Consider the following 16,338-nt stretch of genomic DNA (forward strand, 5'->3'; position numbering starts at 1 on the left):
CGTGCGCCACCAGATCAGCACCGCGAAAACCGCGAGCACGACGACGGTGACGGCGGCTTGAATCACGTTGCGCCGCTCCTTCGGCGGGTAGACGTAGGCCGCGGCCACGAGCGCGCCCGTGACCAGCCCGCCCACGTGCGCCTGCCAGCTGATGCGCTGCGAGCTGATCAGCGGCGCAACGTGATTCAAGCCGCCGTCACCGTCGTCGTGCTCGCGGTTTTCGCGGTGCTGATCTGGTGGCGCACGGCGCAACTGCTCGCGGAGTTCTCCGCATGAGCTGGTGGATCACCCACGCGGAACGCACGCTGACCGAGGACGTGCCCGCGCCGCCGCATCGGGTTCGCGACTTCTACGTGGACCTGGACAACATCAAGCTGGTCCACCCGTTGATCGTGTCCGTGCAGACGTTGTCGCGCAGCGAAACCGCGGACGGCTATCAGCAGACGTATCGGGTCGTCGACCGAATCCCCTTGGGGCCGTTCACCTTGCGGACCGCCTACCGGGCGCGGCTGCGGGTGCCCGCGGCGGGCGACGTGCTGACCGAGGCGGATCAGCCGCCGGGGGTTCACCTGCGGGGCGTGGTGAGTTTCGAGCCGGTCGACGGCGGCACCCGGGTCACCGAGCGAATCCGGATAGCCGCGCCGCGGCCGCTGGCCGGCGTGACCGTCCGCGAGGGCGTCAAGGCGCACATCAAGATGCTGGCCGGCATCCGGAGTCACTTCGAATCGGGAACACCGAGGAGGTCGCTATGAAATGTCGTGGCGCTGTGATCCGCGGGGTCGGACACGACTGGGAGATTCGCGAGGTGCGGCTCGACCCGCCCCACGCCGGTGAGGTCCTGGTGCGAATGGCCGTCGCCGGCATCTGCCACTCCGACGACCACCTCGTCACCGGCGACGTGTTGCCCACCCCGGAGGTCCGCGCCTCAACCGGCATACCCGAGCCGGATTGGTACCCGATGCTCGGCGGGCACGAGGGCGCCGGCGTTGTCGAAGAGGTCGGGCCGGGCGTGACGACCCTGCGGCCGGGGGACCACGTGGCGATGTCCTTCATCCCCGCATGCGGCAGCTGCCGGTTTTGCGTGAACGGCCAGAGCTACATCTGCGACGCCGGCGCCAGCTTGTTTTCCAGGGAGATGCCCACCGACGGAACCTGCCGGCGGCACCTCGGCGACGAAAACCTCATGGCCTACGGCCAACTCGGCACCTTCGCCGAATACGCGGTGCTGACGGAGAAGTCCGTCATCAAGATCGACGACGCGATCCCCTTCCATGCCGCCTCGCTGGTGTCGTGCGGTGTCAGCACCGGCTGGGGCTCCGCGACGGTTACGGCGGGCACCGAGCCCGGCGACACCGTCGTCGTCATCGGCACCGGCGGGGTCGGCATGAACGCCGTGCAAGGCGCGCGCGCGGCCGGCGCGACCTACGTCGTCGGGGTGGATCCCGTTGAATCCAAGCGGGATTCGGCCAAAATCTTCGGGGCCACGCACACCGCCGCGTCCGCGCAGGAGGCGATCCCGCTGGTCACCGACATCACCGCGGGCGTGATGGCCGACCGCGTCATCCTGACGCCCGGCGTTTTGCACGTGGAGTTGATCCCGTTGGGAATGCGGCTGCTGCGCAAGGGCGGGACGTGCGTGGTCACCGGCATCACCCCCTACACCGAGCCGGTGGTCCCGCTCATCCTGCAGGAGATGGTGCTGTCGTCCAAACAACTCAAGGGTGCGCTCTACGGCGGGATGAATCCGCGCACCAGCGTGCCGCTGCTGTTGTCGATGTATCAGGCGGGCGCACTGAAGCTCGACGAATTGGTGACCCGGCATTACCGGCTCGATCAGATCAACGAGGCGTTCGCCGATCTGCGCGAGGGCCGCAACATTCGGGGCATCATCGATTTCGCGGGCGGGTGAGTCAACTCATCGCTCGATCCACTGCGACGTCAACGCGAACTCCGACAGGTACTTCGTCGAGCTCCAGCCGCCGTCGACGACGATCGTCTGGCCGTTGATGAAGCTTCCGCCCGGCGAACACAAGAAGGCGACGGTGCTGGCGATGTCGTCGACGCGGCCCAACCGCTGATGCGGCGTCATCTCGGTGTTGATCCGGCGGAATCGCTCGTCCTCCAACCGTTTTTCGACCATCGGCGTCACCGTCACGCCCGGCGCGACGGCGTTGCAGCGGATGCCGGCCGCGCCGTACTGGCAGGCGATGTGGGTGGTGAGCGCGGTCAGCCCGCCCTTGGCCGCGGAGTAGGCACCGCCGCGCAGGCCGCCGACGACCGCGAAGGTCGACGTCACGTTGATGATCGCCGATCCGGGCGCCATGTGCGGCAACACCTCGCGAGCGAGCCGAAACGGCGCCCGCAGCATCAAACCCAGGAAATAGTCCAGGGTTTCGTCGTCGGTTTCGTGCAGCGGCTTGGGCCCGCCCACCCCGGCGTTGTTGATCAGGAAGTCGATGTGACCCCAGCGGCTGACCGCGGTGTCCACGATGCGCCGCGGCGCGTCGTCGGCGGTCAGGTCGACGGCCACCGTCGCGACGCGATCCGGATCGCCGATCGCCCCCTCGAGCTCGGCCAGGCGATCGGAGTCGCGACCCGTCCCGACCACGGCCATGCCCATCTCGGCGAGCTTGATCGCACAACCCAGGCCGATGCCGCTGCTTGCTCCCGTGACGATCGCGACCTGCATCTCAGCCATCCTCAGTCTCCGCGCGCATCAGCGCGGCTCGGATCCGATGTTTGAGTATCTTCCCCGCGTCATTCTTCGGCAGGGCATCGGTGATCACGACCTGTTCCGGGGCCTTGAATTTGGCGACTCCCTTGCTCACCAACAGCTCCAGCAGGCTCGCGACGTCCGGCTGCGCCCCGTCCGCGGGCACGATCACCGCGCAAGCCCGCTCCCCGGTGCGCGCATCGGGCAGGCCGACGACCGCGATTTCCGCGATGCCGGGATGGTCGGCGAGCAGGTCCTCGACCTCCTTGGCCGAGATGTTCTCGCCGCTGCGGATGATGACGTCCTTGGCCCGGCCGGTCACCACGAGGTACGTCTCGTCGACCCAGCGCCCGAGATCCCCGGTGCGGAAAAAGCCGGCGGCGTCGAACGATTCGTCGTCGGAATGGCGGTAACCCGCCATCATCTGCGGGCCGCGCACGCAGATCTCTCCGTCCCCGGCGGGGGCGGCTTCGTGCGCGACGAGCTTGATCTCGGCGATGCCGGGCCTGCCGTCGGTGTCGGCCGCGGGTCCGCTTTCGTCCGGCAGGGGCGCGCCGACCGTCGCGACGGGAACTTCGGTGCAGCCGTACACCCGGGTGACCACCGCCCGCTCGAAATAGGCGGCGGCGCGGCGGATCAGCGACGGGGGCACGGAGGCGCCGCCGCAGATGAACACCTTCAGATCGGGCAGCCGGGTCTCGGCGCGCTCGGCCGCGGACAACAGTTGCTGCAGGAACGGCGTGGCGCCCGCCATGTGCGTGCAGCGTTCGGACTTCATCAGCGCCACCGCCTCGGCCGGATCCCATCGGTCCATCAGCACCGCGCTGGTGCCCAGCAGTAGCGGGCATTCGAACGCGTATATCGAGCCGCCGATGTGCGCCACCGGTGACGGGACCAGGAACGTGTCGCCCGGATCGATCATCCAATGGTCGCGGATCTGGCAGATCAGGGCGTGCATCGAATTGTGGCTGTGCAAAACCCCTTTGGGCCGGCCGCTAGTGCCGGAGGTGTAGAGGATCATCCGCACGTCGTCGGGATTCAGCGCCGGAAGCGCGGCGTCATCGAGGGGCTGCTCCAGCAGGGCCCGGTACGGGGTGTGCGGGCCCGCGGGCCCGGTTTCGGGGCCGCGCACCACCACCACCTCCGGCGCCGGGACCAGCTCGGCGGCCACGCGTTCGAGCATCGTCGCGTAGTCGTGGCCGCCGTATCGGTGTGGCACGAAAATCAAGGCTGCGCCGGCGTCTTCGAGGATGAAGCGCAGGTCGTGTTCGCGCAGCGAGGGCAGGATCGGGTTCACCACCATGCCGGCCAGTGTGGCGGCCAGATAGATGACGGCGGCCTCGTGCCAGTTCGGCAGCATGAACGACACCACGCTGCCCGCCGGTATGCGCGCCGACAGCGCGGTGGCCAGCGCGCCGGCCTGCGCATATAGCATGGCGCAGTCGAGTCGAACATCCTTGTCCACCAGCGCCGTTCGCCGGGGCGATTCGATCGCGGCGGTCCGCAGCGAATCGGCCAGCGTGGTGTGCACCCACAAGCCGCGCCGATATGCCGCCGACGCGTGCGCGGCGTCCCACGAGGTCGAGGGGAGCACGTCAACCGCCCTGGCCGCTGACGCGGCGCATGGTCATCGCGTAGCGAAACCTCGACGACAGGTGGGTGTTGATCGTCACCTGGGCCACCTCGCCGTCGGAGGTGGTGTAGGTGCGCCGCATCTGCAGCGCGGCCGTTCCCGCTTCGACGCCGAGGCCGTCGGCGAGTTCGGGCGACAGCAGTACGGCCGCGATCTCTTGGTGCAACTGGGCGACGCTCACCCCGAACAGGTCCTCGATCAACGGAAAGATCGGGCCGGCATGGCGTTGCAGCAGCCTGCCGACCGCGGCGAAGCTCCGGTTGATGTAGTACTCCGTGCGGCAGACCGGCACCGACGCACCGTCGGCCCGCCGGTAGCCGCGCACCGACAGCCACTGGGTGCCCACCTCGAGCCCGGTCCGAGCGGCCAGTTCCTCGTCGATCGTGACCATCGCGTTGGATTCGATCGTCAGCTGCGCGCCGGCCGCGAAGGCGAGGAGATCGTTGATCGACATCGCGTCCTGGGCGTAGGAACTGGACGCCGGGCGCGGCACCACTCGGGTGCCCGCGCGCGGCCGGGACGCGACCAGGTTGTCCTCCCGCAGCCGGCGAAGCGCTTCGCGCACGGTGTAGCGGCTCACCGCGAAGCGCTCGCACAGTTGCTGCTCGGTCGGCAGCTGCGAGCCCACCGGATAAACCCCGTCGACGATCTCCTTGCGCAGCGTCCGCGCGATCTGCAGGTAGCGGTGATCACCGGCGACGGCCTGGGGCATCAGCGGCCGCCCGTCGGGCGCAACGCCAGCACGCTGCCGTCGCCGTCGGCCGAGATGTAAAGCGTCCCGTCGGCCGCGGCCGCGATGCCGGCGAACGGCCCCTGCGGCCCGGAGAACGGCGGCATCCCGCGCAGCGGCTTGGGCGTGACACCCGGCGGGGGACCGACCGGCAGGCCCGAGGCGATGGTATGGCGCGCGTGGCTGGTCAAGTCGAACCGGATCACCGCCTTGGCACCGGCGTCGACGACGTAGAGCAGGCCGTCACGCACCAGGATGCCTTGCGGCCGTTCTAGATCGGCGACGACGGTGTCGACGCTCGACCCGGTGACACGGACCACCCGCCCGGCCCCGGCCTCCGCCACCAGGCACGCCCCGTCGGCGTCGACCGCGACACCGACGGGCTCGCGCAAATCGCTCGCCAGCACCTCGATCCCGCCCGACCGCAGCGACAGCAAACGCCCGGTGCCCAACTCCGCGAACACCACCCCGGCGGGAGCCGTGGCCACGCCGTAAAGCTGGTCGAAACCGTCTGCCAGGACCTCGGTTTCGCCGGCCTGCGGGCGGTAGCGGCTGACCTGGCCACCGGACGTGGTGACGACGAACTCGCCGGGTCCGCTCGCCGCCACGCCGCGCAGAAACCCCGGATACCCGGGGCTGAACAACATGCCCGCGGTGCGCAACGAGCCGTCGGGCCGGGCGACGTAGAAGTACGTGCCGTCGGCGACGTAGAGCAAGCCGTCGTCACCCACCGCCAGGTCCATCGGCCAGTTCAGCCCACCCGCCAACACGGACTGCGTTGTGCCGTCGGGCGATATCTCGGTGATCTCGCCGGTGAAGTTGGAGACGAACAGCCGGTCGCCGACGAAGGTGCAGTTGTCCAGCCCCGGATTCAGCTGGGCGAGCAGCCGCCGCTCGCCGGTGCGGGGATCGATGCGCAACACCTGCCCGCTGGCCACCTGGGTCGAGACGAGGTGGCCCTGCCCGTCGAACTTGACCGAGTCCGGCACGCCGAGATCGCCCGCGACGCGCTGCGGCTCGCCGCCGTCGGGGTCGACGCGCCAGATCTCGTTGGCGCCCATCACCGGGAAGTACAGCAGGCCGTCCGGGCCCACCTCCATGGCGTTCGGCGAGGGCACGTTCTCGAGAAGCACCCGCGGCGGCCCGCCCGCCAAATCGAACTCCAGCAGCCGCCCGCCCGCACGGCACTCACCGACGAACAGGCGGCCGCGGTGGAAGGTGATGCCATTGGCCGACGGAACGTCGTCGCGCAGCACCCGCGTTCGCCCGCTGGTGTCCCGCACGCTGACCCGGCCGTCCATCACCTCGGTCGCGTACAGGTTGCCGCTCGCGTCGAACGCGACATCGTCGGGCGCCACGATGTCGCCGCCCTTGGGGCTGGCGGTCGTCAGCTCGCCGGTGCGGTGATCCAGCGCGCTGATCTGACTGCCGGTCACCTGGGCGATGTAGATGCGCCCGTCGGGCCCCGTGCGCAAGCCGTTGGCACCGTACAGCCGGCTAGGGGCGGTGACCCGCTCGACGCCCCAGCCCTCGGCGACTTCGACCGGATGCGGCGCCGCATACCGCGAGGGCCGCGAGGAGATGGCCCGCGAAATGGTCATGCTCGCCGAGGTCCTTCCGTCCGCCGTTTGGGCTGGACGTTATCAACTCCGCTTAGTCCAGACAATAGCCGCGAAACGGCGCCGGCGCGGCCTTGACAGCAAAGTCCGCCGATCGGAATAGTGTTCTCCATCGGGCAGAATGCCATATTTTGTCCGGACAAAAATGGGCACGGGAAACCCGCTCCGCACGCTTGGCGGGAGGCGAAAGCAGGTCATGGACGATCACGGGCGCGGTCTGGGGCTCGACGGTCGCATCGTGGTGGTCTCCGGCGCCGGCGGGGGCGGCATCGGCACGACCGTCACCGCCATGACCGCCCGGGCCGGGGCCACCGTGATCGCGGTGAGCCGGTCGAAGGAAAATCTCGACGAGCACGTCGCCCCGCTCGCGCAACAGGGGCTGGCCGTGGTGCCGGTCGCGGCCGACGCGTCGACCGACGACGGCATCGCCACCGTGATCGATCAGGCCCGCCGCGCCGACGGCACCCTGTACGGATTGGTCAATGTCGCCGGCGGCGCCGAGCCGTCGACGTGGATGTCCTCGACCCGGGTGACGCGCGGCGACTGGCGCAAGATCTTCGCCGACAATCTCGAAACCGCGTTCTTCATGAGCCAGGCCGTGGCGAAAGAACTCGTCGCGCACGGGCAGCCGGGCTCGATCGTGTCGATCTCCTCGATCAGCGGCATGAACACCGCGCCGTTTCATATCGCCTACGGCACCGCCAAGGCCGCGATCGCGGCGATGACCCGCACGATGGCCCTCGAACTGGCGGCGGCGGGAATCCGGGTGAACGCCGTGGCGCCCGGCGTCACCGAGACCGCGGCCTCGCGCACGTACGTCGACGAGGACCCCGAGCGGGACCGGCGGGCGATCGCGATGGGCCGGCGTGGGCGACCCGAGGAGCAGGCCGGCGCCATCCTCTTCCTGCTCTCACAGATGGCGACCTACATCACCGGCCAGACGCTGCTCGTCGACGGCGGGCTGGGCCTCAAGTGGAGCCATCTCGACGCCGACAACACGTCGCTGTTCTTGCACGACGAGTCCTTCCGCGCGGCGATCAGGAGGATGTGATGACCGACCCCGCCAACGGCGCGAATTCCGCGGCGGCCGAGGAACTGTCGAGGCCGATGACCATCGGGGTCGAGGCGTACATCTGTCAGGACTACGCGCGCGCCGAACGCGACAAGCTCTGGCGCAGGGTCTGGCAACAGGTCGGCCGCGTCGAGGAGCTGCCCGAGGTGGGCAGCTACCTGACCTACGACATTCTCGACGACTCGATCATCGTGGTGCGCACCGGCGAACGAGAATTTCGTGCCCACCACAACGTCTGCATGCACCGGGGCCGCCGGCTGATCGACACCCCCGAGGGCGCCAAGAACGCCTGTGGCAGAACGCGGAAATCGTTCGTGTGCGGCTTCCACGGCTGGACCTACGGGCTGGACGGCGCGTGCACTCACATTCGCGAACAACAGGACTGGCAGGGCGCGCTCACGCCCGGCGACACGCACCTTCGACCGGTCCGGGTCGATACCTGGGGCGGCTGGCTGTGGATCAACATGGACCCCGACTGTGAACCGCTGGCCGACTATCTGTTTCCCGCCGCCAAGATTCTCGACCCGTTCGGCCTGGAAAACATGCGCTACAAATGGCGCAAGTGGCTGTCGTTCGACTGCAACTGGAAAGTGGCGCTGGAGGCCTTCAACGAGACCTACCACGTCTACACCACCCATCCCGAGTTCAATAAGTTCGGCGAATTCAAGGGGTGGGCCAAAGCGCAAGGGCGGCACAGCAATATCGGCTACGACGCGCCTAAGGATCTCGAGGCCACCAAGTCCAAGATCCGCCTGGGCACCGGCGCCGACCCGCGGGTGTCGACCGCCGAGATGCAGGTGTACACCATGGAGGAGACCAACGCCACCACCACCCGGACGCTGGTGAACGCCGCCAAGCGGCTGGTCGACGAATTGCCCGAAGGCACACCGGCCGACAAGGTTCTCGAGCACTGGCTGGCCTCGGCCCGCCGCGACGACGAGGCCCGCGGGGTGATCTGGCCGACGATCCCGCCGGACATCCTCGGGCAGGCCGGCACCGCCTGGCAGATCTTCCCGAACTTCCAGATCGGGCAGGGTGTGACCAGCGCGCTGTGCTACGGCGCCCGCCCGCACCCCAGCTACAACCCCGACAAATGCATTTTCGAGGTCTCGGTGTTCGAGCTGTTCCCGAAAGGCGAAGAGCCGCAAACGCAGTGGGAGTACACGCCCGTCGGTGACCCTAGATGGCGGTCCGTGCTGCCACAGGACTTCTCCAACATGGCCGCCGTGCAGCGGGGCATGAAGTCGCTCGGCTTCGGCGGCACCAAACCGAACCCCTACCGCGAACGCAGCACCGTCAACCTGCACTACCAACTGGCTAAGTACATGGGCACCGGCGAACCCCAGGAGCTTTGAGATAGATGACCACCGCCTACACGCCGTGCGGACCCACCGACGTACCGCAGGACGTCGACATCGACGCGATGCGGGCGAAGTACGCTCAGGAGCGCGAGAAGCGCCTGCGCAAGGATGGCGGCGCGCAGTACCTCGAACTGGAAGGTGACCTGGCCGACCTCTACGAGGTAGACCCATACACGCCGGTGGCCGACCGCCCCCCGATCCGCGACGACATCGAGGTGGTAGTCCTCGGCGGCGGCTTCGCCGGATTGTTGTCGGGCGCCTACCTGAAAAAGGCTGGTGTGCAGGATGTTCGGGTCATCGACATGGCCGGGGACTTCGGGGGAGTGTGGTACTGGAACCGCTTCCCGGGCATCCAGTGCGACAACGACGCCTACTGTTACATCCCGATGCTCGAGGAACTCGGCTTCATGCCGAGCAAGAAGTTCGCCGACGGAGCCGAGATCTTCGCGCACTGCCAGGCCATGGGTAAACACTTCGACCTCTACGACGGCGCGATCTTCTCGACCCAGGTCGAGGCCATGCGCTGGGACGACAACACTAAGCGCTGGCGGCTGACCACGAACCGTGGTGACGACATTCGCGCGCGGTTCGTGGTGATGGCGCAGGGCTCCTACAACAAGCCCAAGCTGCCCGGCATCCCCGGCATCAAAGAATATTTGGCAGCCGGCGGCCACGCATTCCATTCCGCGCGCTGGGACTACGACTACACCGGCGGCGATGCCAACGGCGGCCTACACAAGCTGGCCGACAAGCGGGTCGCACTCGTCGGCACCGGGGCCACCGGCGTGCAGCTGGTACCGCATCTCGGTCGGGACGCCAAACAGCTCTTCGTGTTCCAGCGCACCCCGTCGTCGGTGGACATGCGCGCAAACACGCCCACCGACCCGGCCTGGGCCGCGGCCCTGCAGCCCGGTTGGCAGGAGGAGCGCAAGCGCAACTTCCACAACTGGTCACCGTTTGTAGGGGTGGTCTTCGGCGAACCGGATCTGGTGTGCGACTTCTGGACGGAATTGGGCCGCAACATGAGCGCCCGGATTGCCGCCAGCCCGGATCCCGCCTCGCTGGGGATCGAGGAGATCATGGCGATCCGGGAGGAAGAGGACTACAAGATCATGGAGCGGCTGCGGCGCCGCGTGGCCGCACTGGTCGACGACCCCGACACCGCCGAGGCGCTCAAGCCGTACTACCGCTTCATGTGCAAGCGGCCGTGCTCGAGCGAGACATACCTGCCGGCGTTCAACCTGCCCAACGTGACGCTGGTGGACGTGTCGGAAGCCAAGGGCGTGCAACGCCTGACGGAGAAGGGCATTGTCGCCAACGGCGTTGAGTACGAAGTCGATTGCGTCGTGTTCGCCAGCGGATTCGAGATCTCCACGGAGATCAGCCGACGCTTCGCGGTCGACGTCATCGAGGGTCGAGACGGGCTGTCGCTGTTCGACTACTGGCATGACAAGTACCGGACGCTGCACGGGATGACCGCCCGCGGATTCCCCAATCAGTTCTTTACGGGCTTCATCCAGGGCGGCGTCTCGGCCAACACCACCGCGATGTTCGAGCAGCAGGCCGAGCACATTGCCTACATCATCGCCGAAGCGCGCAGACGCGGCGCGAGGACCGTCGAGCCCAGCCAGGAGGGCCAGGATGGCTGGGTCAGGACGGTCGCAGAACTCGCGATCGACAACTCGGCATTCGAGATGTCTTGTACCCCCGGCTATTACAACAACGAGGGGCAGGGCGGCGCCAAAGACAATGGTGCGTTCCTCGGTGACTTCTACGCGCCGGGCTTCTACGCTTTCGGCGACCTGATCGCCGAGTGGCGTACCCGGGGCGACTTGGCAGGTCTGGTCTTGGGCGCATGACGGTCGCAAGGTTTGACAATCGCGTCGCCGTGGTGACCGGCGCCGGGCGTGGGCTGGGCCGCGAGTACGCGCTACTCCTCGCCTCCCGCGGGGCCAGGGTGGTCGTCAACGACATCGGCGGCCGGGTAGACGGCGAGGGGCTCGACGCGGGCCCGGCGGAGCGGGTGGTCGAGGAGATCGCCGGGGCCGGCGGTCACGCCGTCGCATCAACGGCATCGGTGGCGACCCGCGAAGGCGGCGAGGCCGTCATCGCGACCGCGCTCGAGCGCTACGGCCGTATCGACATCCTGATCCACAACGCCGGCAACGTCCGGCGCGACTCGCTGAAGCAGATGACCTACGAGGACTTCGACGCGGTGCTCGACGTTCATCTGCGCGGCGCGTTCAACGTGGTCCGGCCGGCGTTTCCGGTCATGTGCGCGGCGGGCTACGGCCGCATCGTGCTGACGTCGTCGATCGGCGGCCTGTACGGAAACCACAACGTGGCCAACTACGCGGCCGCCAAGGCGGGCGTGGTCGGTCTGTCCAACGTCGCGGCGCTCGAAGGCGCCGCCGAGGGGGTGCGGTGCAACGTGATCGTGCCGGCCGCGGTGACGCGCATGGCGGATGGCATCGACACCTCGTCCTACCCACCGATGGGCCCGGAACTGGTTGCGCCCGTGGTGGGTTGGCTCGCGCACGAATCCTGCTCGGTGACCGGTGAGGTGTTCATCGCGCTGGCGGGCCGCGTCGCGCGGGCGGTCGTCGCGGAGACCCCCGGGGTTTGCCGGCCGGCGTGGACGATCGAGGATGTCGGCGGCCATCTGGATGCGATCCGATACGCCGACGCGCCATTGATCTTCCCCGTCGTCCCGGACGGGCACGACCGGCACATCCGTTACAGCTTCGAGCTGGCTGGCCGCTCAACGGATCACGGAGCGCTGCATGGGTAGCCCGGCGGGCCCGTTGGCCGGGGTGCGCGTGATCGACCTCACCGCGATGGTGATGGGACCGTACTGCACGCAGATCATGGCCGACCTGGGCGCGGACGTGATCAAAGTCGAACCCCCGCAGGGGGATAACACCCGCTACATCTCCGTCGGCCCGGCGCCGGGCATGAGCGGGGTGTTCGTCAACGTCAACCGCGGCAAGCGCAGCGTCGTGCTGGACCTGCGGACCGACGCCGGAACGCGCGCGTTGCGCGGTCTCGTCGAAACCGCCGATGTGTTCATCCACTCGATGCGCGCCAAGGCGATCGCCAAGCTCGGCTTCGGCTACGACGACGTCGCCGCGCTGAATCCCGCGATCATCTACACCAATTGCTACGGGTACTCCCGCCGCGGACCCGATCGCGACCGCCCCGCGTACGACGACACGATCCAGGCCGAGTGCGGGCTGCCCGCGGTGCAGCAGCAGTTGACCGGCGAGGCCGATTACGTCGGCACCATCATGGCCGACAAGATCGCCGGGCTGACGGCGCTGTACGCGACGATGATGGCGCTGTTTCACCGCGAGCGCACCGGACAGGGACAAGAGGTCGAGGTCGCCATGTTCGAAACCATGGCCTCCTTCATGCTCGTCGAACATGCCAACGGCGCCCTGTTCGACCCCCCGCTGGGGCCGGCGGTGTATCCGCGCACCGTGGCGCCCAACCGCCGCCCGTACCGCACCAGCGACGGCTACCTCGCCGCGTTGATCTACAACGACAAACACTGGGACGCCTTCATGAAGGCCGTGCAGCCACCGTGGGCCAGCGAGCTGTACTCGACGCTGGAACAGCGCGCCCGCGAGATCGACACCGTGTACGGACTGGTGGCCGAGACGATGAAAGAACGGTCCACCGAACAGTGGTTGGCGCTCCTGCGCGAATTGGAGATACCGGCCGCGCCGCTGAACACGCCCGGCGCACTGTTCGACGATCCGCACCTCAACGCGGTCGGCATGTTCGAGACGGTGGACACCCCCCACGGGCCGGTGCGCTTCCCCGGCGTACCCACCTGGTTCTCCCAGACGCCGGGCCGCGTCGCGGGGCCGGCGCCGGAGCTCGGCGCCCACACCGAAGAAGTGCTCGCCGAGCTCGGGTCGAGACAACGCCGAAAAGCCGTGCCGGAGGGCGAATTCGCCGCGGCCCGCGACGGAAAGGAACTCTAGCCATGGGCGTGCCCGTCTACAAGCGCGTGCTCGACCTGTTCGAGGCCGAGGGGGTGAACACGCTCTTCGGAATCCCGGACCCGAACTTCGTGCACATGTTCGCCGAGGCCGACGCCCGCGGTTGGTCGGTGGTCGCTCCGCATCACGAACTGAGCGCGGGATTCATGGCCGAGGCGGCGTCGCGGATGACGGGCAGACCCGGCCTCTGCATCGGCACGCTGGGGCCGGGCATGGCCAACATGGCCGGGGCGATCCAGTGCGCGCTGGTGGAGAACTCGCCGGTGATCTTCCTCGGCGGCCAGCGCGCCCGCGTCACCGAACGCCGGGTGCGGCGCGGGCGCATCCAATTCGTCCGCCAGGAGCCACTTTTCGCGGCGTCCGTCAAGTACAGCGCGTCCATCGAATACGCCGACCAGACCGACGAGATCGTCCGCGAGGCGCTCCGCCGGGCCATGTCCGGCACGCCCGGCCCGGCCTACATCGAGTACCCGTCGCACGTCATCCTCTCCGAACTGGATGTGCCGGATCCGCTGCCGCCGCACCGCTACCGGCTCGTCAACCAGACCGCCGGTGAGCGCGAGGTGGCCGAGGCGGCGAAGCTGATCCGTGCCGCCCAGAGTCCGATCCTGTTGGTCGGGCACGCGGTGCACACCTCGCGCACCGGTGCGGCGGTCAGGCAGCTGGCCGATCTGATGGCCTGCCCGGTGATCCAAACCTCCGGCGGCACCTCGTTCATCGAGGGCCTCGAGGACCGCACCTTCGCCTACGGCTTCTCGCCGGCGGCCGTCGAGGCGGTGGTGAAGTCCGACCTGTGCGTCGCGCTGGGCACCGAGCTCGGTGAACCGAGCCACTACGGCAGGACCCGGCACTGGGCACCGAACGACGCAACGCGCAAATGGGTTCTGGTCGAGCAGGATCCGGTCGCCGTTGGCGTCAACCGGCCCATCGACGTGCCCCTGGTCGGCGACCTGCGCGGGGTGGTGCCCCAGCTGGTGGACGCGCTGCGGGGCAGCCCGCGGAAGGCATCGGTCGATCTGGACCGGTGGATCTCCGAGGACGCGGCCGAGCTGGCGCAGCTCGCCGAGAACGCCCCGACCGGCCGGACGCCCGTCCACCCGGCGCGCTTCGTCGTCGAGGCGACCAAGGCGTTCCCGAAGGACGGCATCCTGGTCCGCGATGGGGGAGCCACCGTCATCTTCCAGTGGACCTATTCGCAGGCCAAGCCGCACGACGTCATCTGGAACCAGAACTTCGGCCACCTCGGCACCGGCTTGCCCTACGCTATCGGCGCCTCGGTCGCCGAGGGTGGGAAGCGCCCGGTGATGCTGCTGACCAGCGACTCGGCCTTCCTCTTTCACATCGCCGAGCTGGAAACGGCCGCGCGCCAGCAACTTCCGCTGGTGTGCGTGGTGGGTGTCGACCACCAGTGGGGCCTCGAGGTGGGCGTCTACAAGCGCACCTTCCCGCAACCGTCGCCGCAACCCGGCGTGCACTGGAGCAAAGACGTGCGCCTCGACAAGGTGGCCGAGGGCTTCGGCTGCCACGGCGAGTACGTCGAGAAGGAGGAGGAGATCGGCCCGGCGATCGCGCGGGCCTACGCGAGCGGCAAGACGGCCGTCGTCCACGTCTGCATCGATCCGAAGGCCAATTCCGAGGAGATGCCCAAGTACGACGAGTTCCGCACCTGGTACGCCGAGGGCACCCAATAAGACAAGGAGCAGTCATGCGCGAATACCTCAAGTTCTACATCGACGGCCGGTGGGTCGATCCGGTGCGCCCCAACACATTCGATGTCGAGAACCCGGCCACCGAGCAGGTCTCGGGGAGGATCTCGCTCGGTTCGGCCGCCGACGTCGACGTGGCGGTCACCGCCGCGCGGCGCGCGTTCGCCGGCTGGTCACAAACCAGTCGCGACCAGCGCCTCGATCTGCTGGAGGCCATTCTCGCCGAATACGGCAAACGCGCGGGCGATCTCGCCGACGCGGTCACCGAGGAAATGGGCGCCCCACCCTCACTGGCCGCGGGCCCCCAGGTGCAACTCGGGCTCGGGCACCTGGTGACCGCGATCGACGTGCTGAAAAACTTCGAGTTCTCCGAGCAGCACGGCGCCACGCTGATCTCCAAGGAGCCGATCGGCGTCTGCGGGTTGATCACGCCGTGGAACTGGCCGCTCAACCAGATCGCGGTGAAGGTGTATCCGGCGCTCGCGACGGGCTGCACGATGATCCTGAAACCGTCTGAGGTCGCGCCGTATTCGGCCTACATCTTCACCGAGATTCTCGACGCGGCGGGCGTGCCGGCCGGTGTCTACAACCTGGTCAATGGCGACGGTCCCGGGGTCGGCGTGGCCCTGTCGAGCCACGAGGGAGTCGACATGGTGTCGTTCACCGGCTCCACGCGCGCCGGCGTCGAGGTGGCACGCAACGCCGCAACGACGGTCAAGCGGGTGACCCAGGAACTCGGCGGCAAGAGCCCCAACATCGTCCTCGACGACGCGGGCTTCGCCGACAGCGTCCGTGCCGGCGTGCTCAACATGATGCCCAATTCCGGGCAGAGCTGTAACGCGCCGTCGCGCATGCTGGTCCCGAACTCGCGGATGGCCGAGGCCAGCACCATCGCGCGGGAAGTTGCCGAACAGGTGAAGGTGGGCGACCCCGCCGACAAGACCGCGATCGGTCCGGTGGCGTCGCAGGCGCAGTTCGAGAAGGTCCAGCGGCTGATCCAGCAGGGCATCGACGAGGGCGCGACCGTCGTCGCCGGCGGTCCGGGACGGCCCGAGGGGCTGCAGACGGGCTACTACGTCAAGCCGACGGTCTTCGCGAACGTCACCAACGACATGACGATCGCCCGCGAGGAAATCTTCGGGCCGGTGCTCTGCATCCTGGGCTATGACGACATAGATCAGGCCGTCGAAATCGCCAACGACACCGACTACGGCCTGGCGGGCTATGTCTCGGGCGCCGACGTCGACCGGGCGCGCGAGGTGGCCCACCGGATCCGCGCCGGATGGGTGACGATCAATCACGCCTTCGACATGAACGCGGCCTTCGGCGGCTACAAGCACAGCGGCAACGGGCGCGAATGGAGCGAATTCGGCTTCCACGAGTACCTGGAAGTCAAGAGCACGCTTGGCTACGCGCCGGACAAGGCCGCCCACTGACGCCGTTGCGTGTCCTCCACTGAATCCGGCGCCCCCGCCCTTAAGCTGGCTCCGATCAAGA

The 16,338-nt window shown here is 68.3% G+C and carries 13 protein-coding genes and 1 pseudogene; 9 read left to right on the forward strand and 5 right to left on the reverse strand.

Translation table 11 applies throughout. The features are described from left to right. A pseudogene (locus A5702_RS14455) lies at positions 1 to 174 on the reverse strand (rhomboid family intramembrane serine protease); the annotation flags it as partial. A 98-nt stretch (positions 175 to 272) separates the two neighbouring features. Here A5702_RS14455 and A5702_RS14460 point away from each other — a divergent pair. Both A5702_RS14460 and A5702_RS14465 read left to right on the forward strand, forming a co-directional pair. Next, complete coding sequence (locus tag A5702_RS14460) at positions 273 to 752, forward strand: SRPBCC family protein (protein WP_068221544.1); 480 nt, start codon at positions 273 to 275, stop codon at positions 750 to 752. Continuing rightward, positions 749 to 1,909 carry an NDMA-dependent alcohol dehydrogenase gene (locus A5702_RS14465; RefSeq protein WP_255378673.1) on the forward strand — a complete coding sequence of 387 codons (1,161 nt, stop codon included), beginning with the start codon at positions 749 to 751 and terminating at the stop codon, positions 1,907 to 1,909. Before A5702_RS14460 ends, A5702_RS14465 begins: the two co-directional genes overlap by 4 nt. Before the next feature lie 6 nt (positions 1,910 to 1,915). Here A5702_RS14465 and A5702_RS14470 read toward each other — a convergent pair whose 3' ends face one another. Genes A5702_RS14470 through A5702_RS14485 form a run of 4 tightly spaced genes read right to left on the reverse strand, consistent with a single transcriptional unit; the run spans position 1,916 to position 6,677 of the window. Next, positions 1,916 to 2,698, reverse strand: coding sequence for an SDR family NAD(P)-dependent oxidoreductase (locus tag A5702_RS14470; RefSeq protein ID WP_082956071.1), 783 nt, complete (start codon positions 2,696 to 2,698; stop codon positions 1,916 to 1,918). Next, entirely contained in the window at positions 2,691 to 4,307 is a 1,617-nt protein-coding gene (locus tag A5702_RS14475) for an AMP-binding protein (RefSeq protein WP_068221548.1), read from the reverse strand. The genes A5702_RS14470 and A5702_RS14475 overlap by 8 nt, the downstream gene beginning before the upstream one ends. 1 nt (position 4,308) lies before the next feature. Next, on the reverse strand, positions 4,309 to 5,058 hold the full coding sequence (locus tag A5702_RS14480) for a GntR family transcriptional regulator (protein ID WP_055404703.1): 750 nt from the start codon (positions 5,056 to 5,058) through the stop codon (positions 4,309 to 4,311). Further along, positions 5,058 to 6,677, reverse strand: a complete 1,620-nt coding sequence (locus A5702_RS14485) for an SMP-30/gluconolactonase/LRE family protein (RefSeq protein WP_068221550.1) — start codon at positions 6,675 to 6,677, stop codon at positions 5,058 to 5,060. Before A5702_RS14485 ends, A5702_RS14480 begins: the two co-directional genes overlap by 1 nt. Positions 6,678 to 6,891: 214 nt before the next feature. On the opposite strand from A5702_RS14485, the gene A5702_RS14490 reads away from it, so the two are divergent. From A5702_RS14490 to A5702_RS14520, 7 genes are read left to right on the forward strand one after another with little or no spacing between them, the layout of a single operon-like run. Next, positions 6,892 to 7,746, forward strand: coding sequence for an SDR family NAD(P)-dependent oxidoreductase (locus tag A5702_RS14490; protein WP_068221552.1), 855 nt, complete (start codon positions 6,892 to 6,894; stop codon positions 7,744 to 7,746). After that, positions 7,746 to 9,122, forward strand: a complete 1,377-nt coding sequence (locus A5702_RS14495) for an SRPBCC family protein (RefSeq protein ID WP_068221554.1) — start codon at positions 7,746 to 7,748, stop codon at positions 9,120 to 9,122. Before A5702_RS14490 ends, A5702_RS14495 begins: the two co-directional genes overlap by 1 nt. Positions 9,123 to 9,127: 5 nt before the next feature. Beyond that, positions 9,128 to 10,987 (forward strand): NAD(P)/FAD-dependent oxidoreductase, encoded by a 1,860-nt coding sequence (locus A5702_RS14500; protein ID WP_068221556.1) that lies wholly within the window; start codon positions 9,128 to 9,130, stop codon positions 10,985 to 10,987. After that, complete coding sequence (locus tag A5702_RS14505) at positions 10,984 to 11,919, forward strand: SDR family NAD(P)-dependent oxidoreductase (RefSeq protein ID WP_068221557.1); 936 nt, start codon at positions 10,984 to 10,986, stop codon at positions 11,917 to 11,919. The genes A5702_RS14500 and A5702_RS14505 overlap by 4 nt, the downstream gene beginning before the upstream one ends. 13 nt (positions 11,920 to 11,932) lie before the next feature. Beyond that, positions 11,933 to 13,117, forward strand: coding sequence for a CaiB/BaiF CoA-transferase family protein (locus tag A5702_RS14510; protein ID WP_055403897.1), 1,185 nt, complete (start codon positions 11,933 to 11,935; stop codon positions 13,115 to 13,117). Positions 13,118 to 13,119: 2 nt separating this feature from the next. Further along, entirely contained in the window at positions 13,120 to 14,826 is a 1,707-nt protein-coding gene (locus tag A5702_RS14515; protein ID WP_067822484.1) for a thiamine pyrophosphate-binding protein, read from the forward strand. Positions 14,827 to 14,840: 14 nt separating this feature from the next. After that, positions 14,841 to 16,277: an aldehyde dehydrogenase family protein gene (locus A5702_RS14520; protein WP_067822487.1), complete on the forward strand. Its 1,437-nt coding sequence runs from the start codon at positions 14,841 to 14,843 to the stop codon at positions 16,275 to 16,277. Positions 16,278 to 16,338 lie beyond the last annotated feature (61 nt).

Source organism: Mycobacterium sp. E3339 (assembly GCF_001666915.1).
Taxonomy (GTDB): domain Bacteria; phylum Actinomycetota; class Actinomycetes; order Mycobacteriales; family Mycobacteriaceae; genus Mycobacterium.

Coding starts and splice junctions, on each gene's coding strand:
- A5702_RS14460 (WP_068221544.1), top strand. CDS start 273: ATGAGCTGGTGGATCACCCACGCGGAACGCACGCTGACCGAGGACGTG.
- A5702_RS14465 (WP_255378673.1), top strand. CDS start 749: ATGAAATGTCGTGGCGCTGTGATCCGCGGGGTCGGACACGACTGGGAG.
- A5702_RS14470 (WP_082956071.1), bottom strand. CDS start 2,698: ATGGCTGAGATGCAGGTCGCGATCGTCACGGGAGCAAGCAGCGGCATC.
- A5702_RS14480 (WP_055404703.1), bottom strand. CDS start 5,058: ATGCCCCAGGCCGTCGCCGGTGATCACCGCTACCTGCAGATCGCGCGG.
- A5702_RS14485 (WP_068221550.1), bottom strand. CDS start 6,677: ATGACCATTTCGCGGGCCATCTCCTCGCGGCCCTCGCGGTATGCGGCG.
- A5702_RS14490 (WP_068221552.1), top strand. CDS start 6,892: ATGGACGATCACGGGCGCGGTCTGGGGCTCGACGGTCGCATCGTGGTG.
- A5702_RS14495 (WP_068221554.1), top strand. CDS start 7,746: ATGACCGACCCCGCCAACGGCGCGAATTCCGCGGCGGCCGAGGAACTG.
- A5702_RS14500 (WP_068221556.1), top strand. CDS start 9,128: ATGACCACCGCCTACACGCCGTGCGGACCCACCGACGTACCGCAGGAC.
- A5702_RS14505 (WP_068221557.1), top strand. CDS start 10,984: ATGACGGTCGCAAGGTTTGACAATCGCGTCGCCGTGGTGACCGGCGCC.
- A5702_RS14515 (WP_067822484.1), top strand. CDS start 13,120: ATGGGCGTGCCCGTCTACAAGCGCGTGCTCGACCTGTTCGAGGCCGAG.
- A5702_RS14520 (WP_067822487.1), top strand. CDS start 14,841: ATGCGCGAATACCTCAAGTTCTACATCGACGGCCGGTGGGTCGATCCG.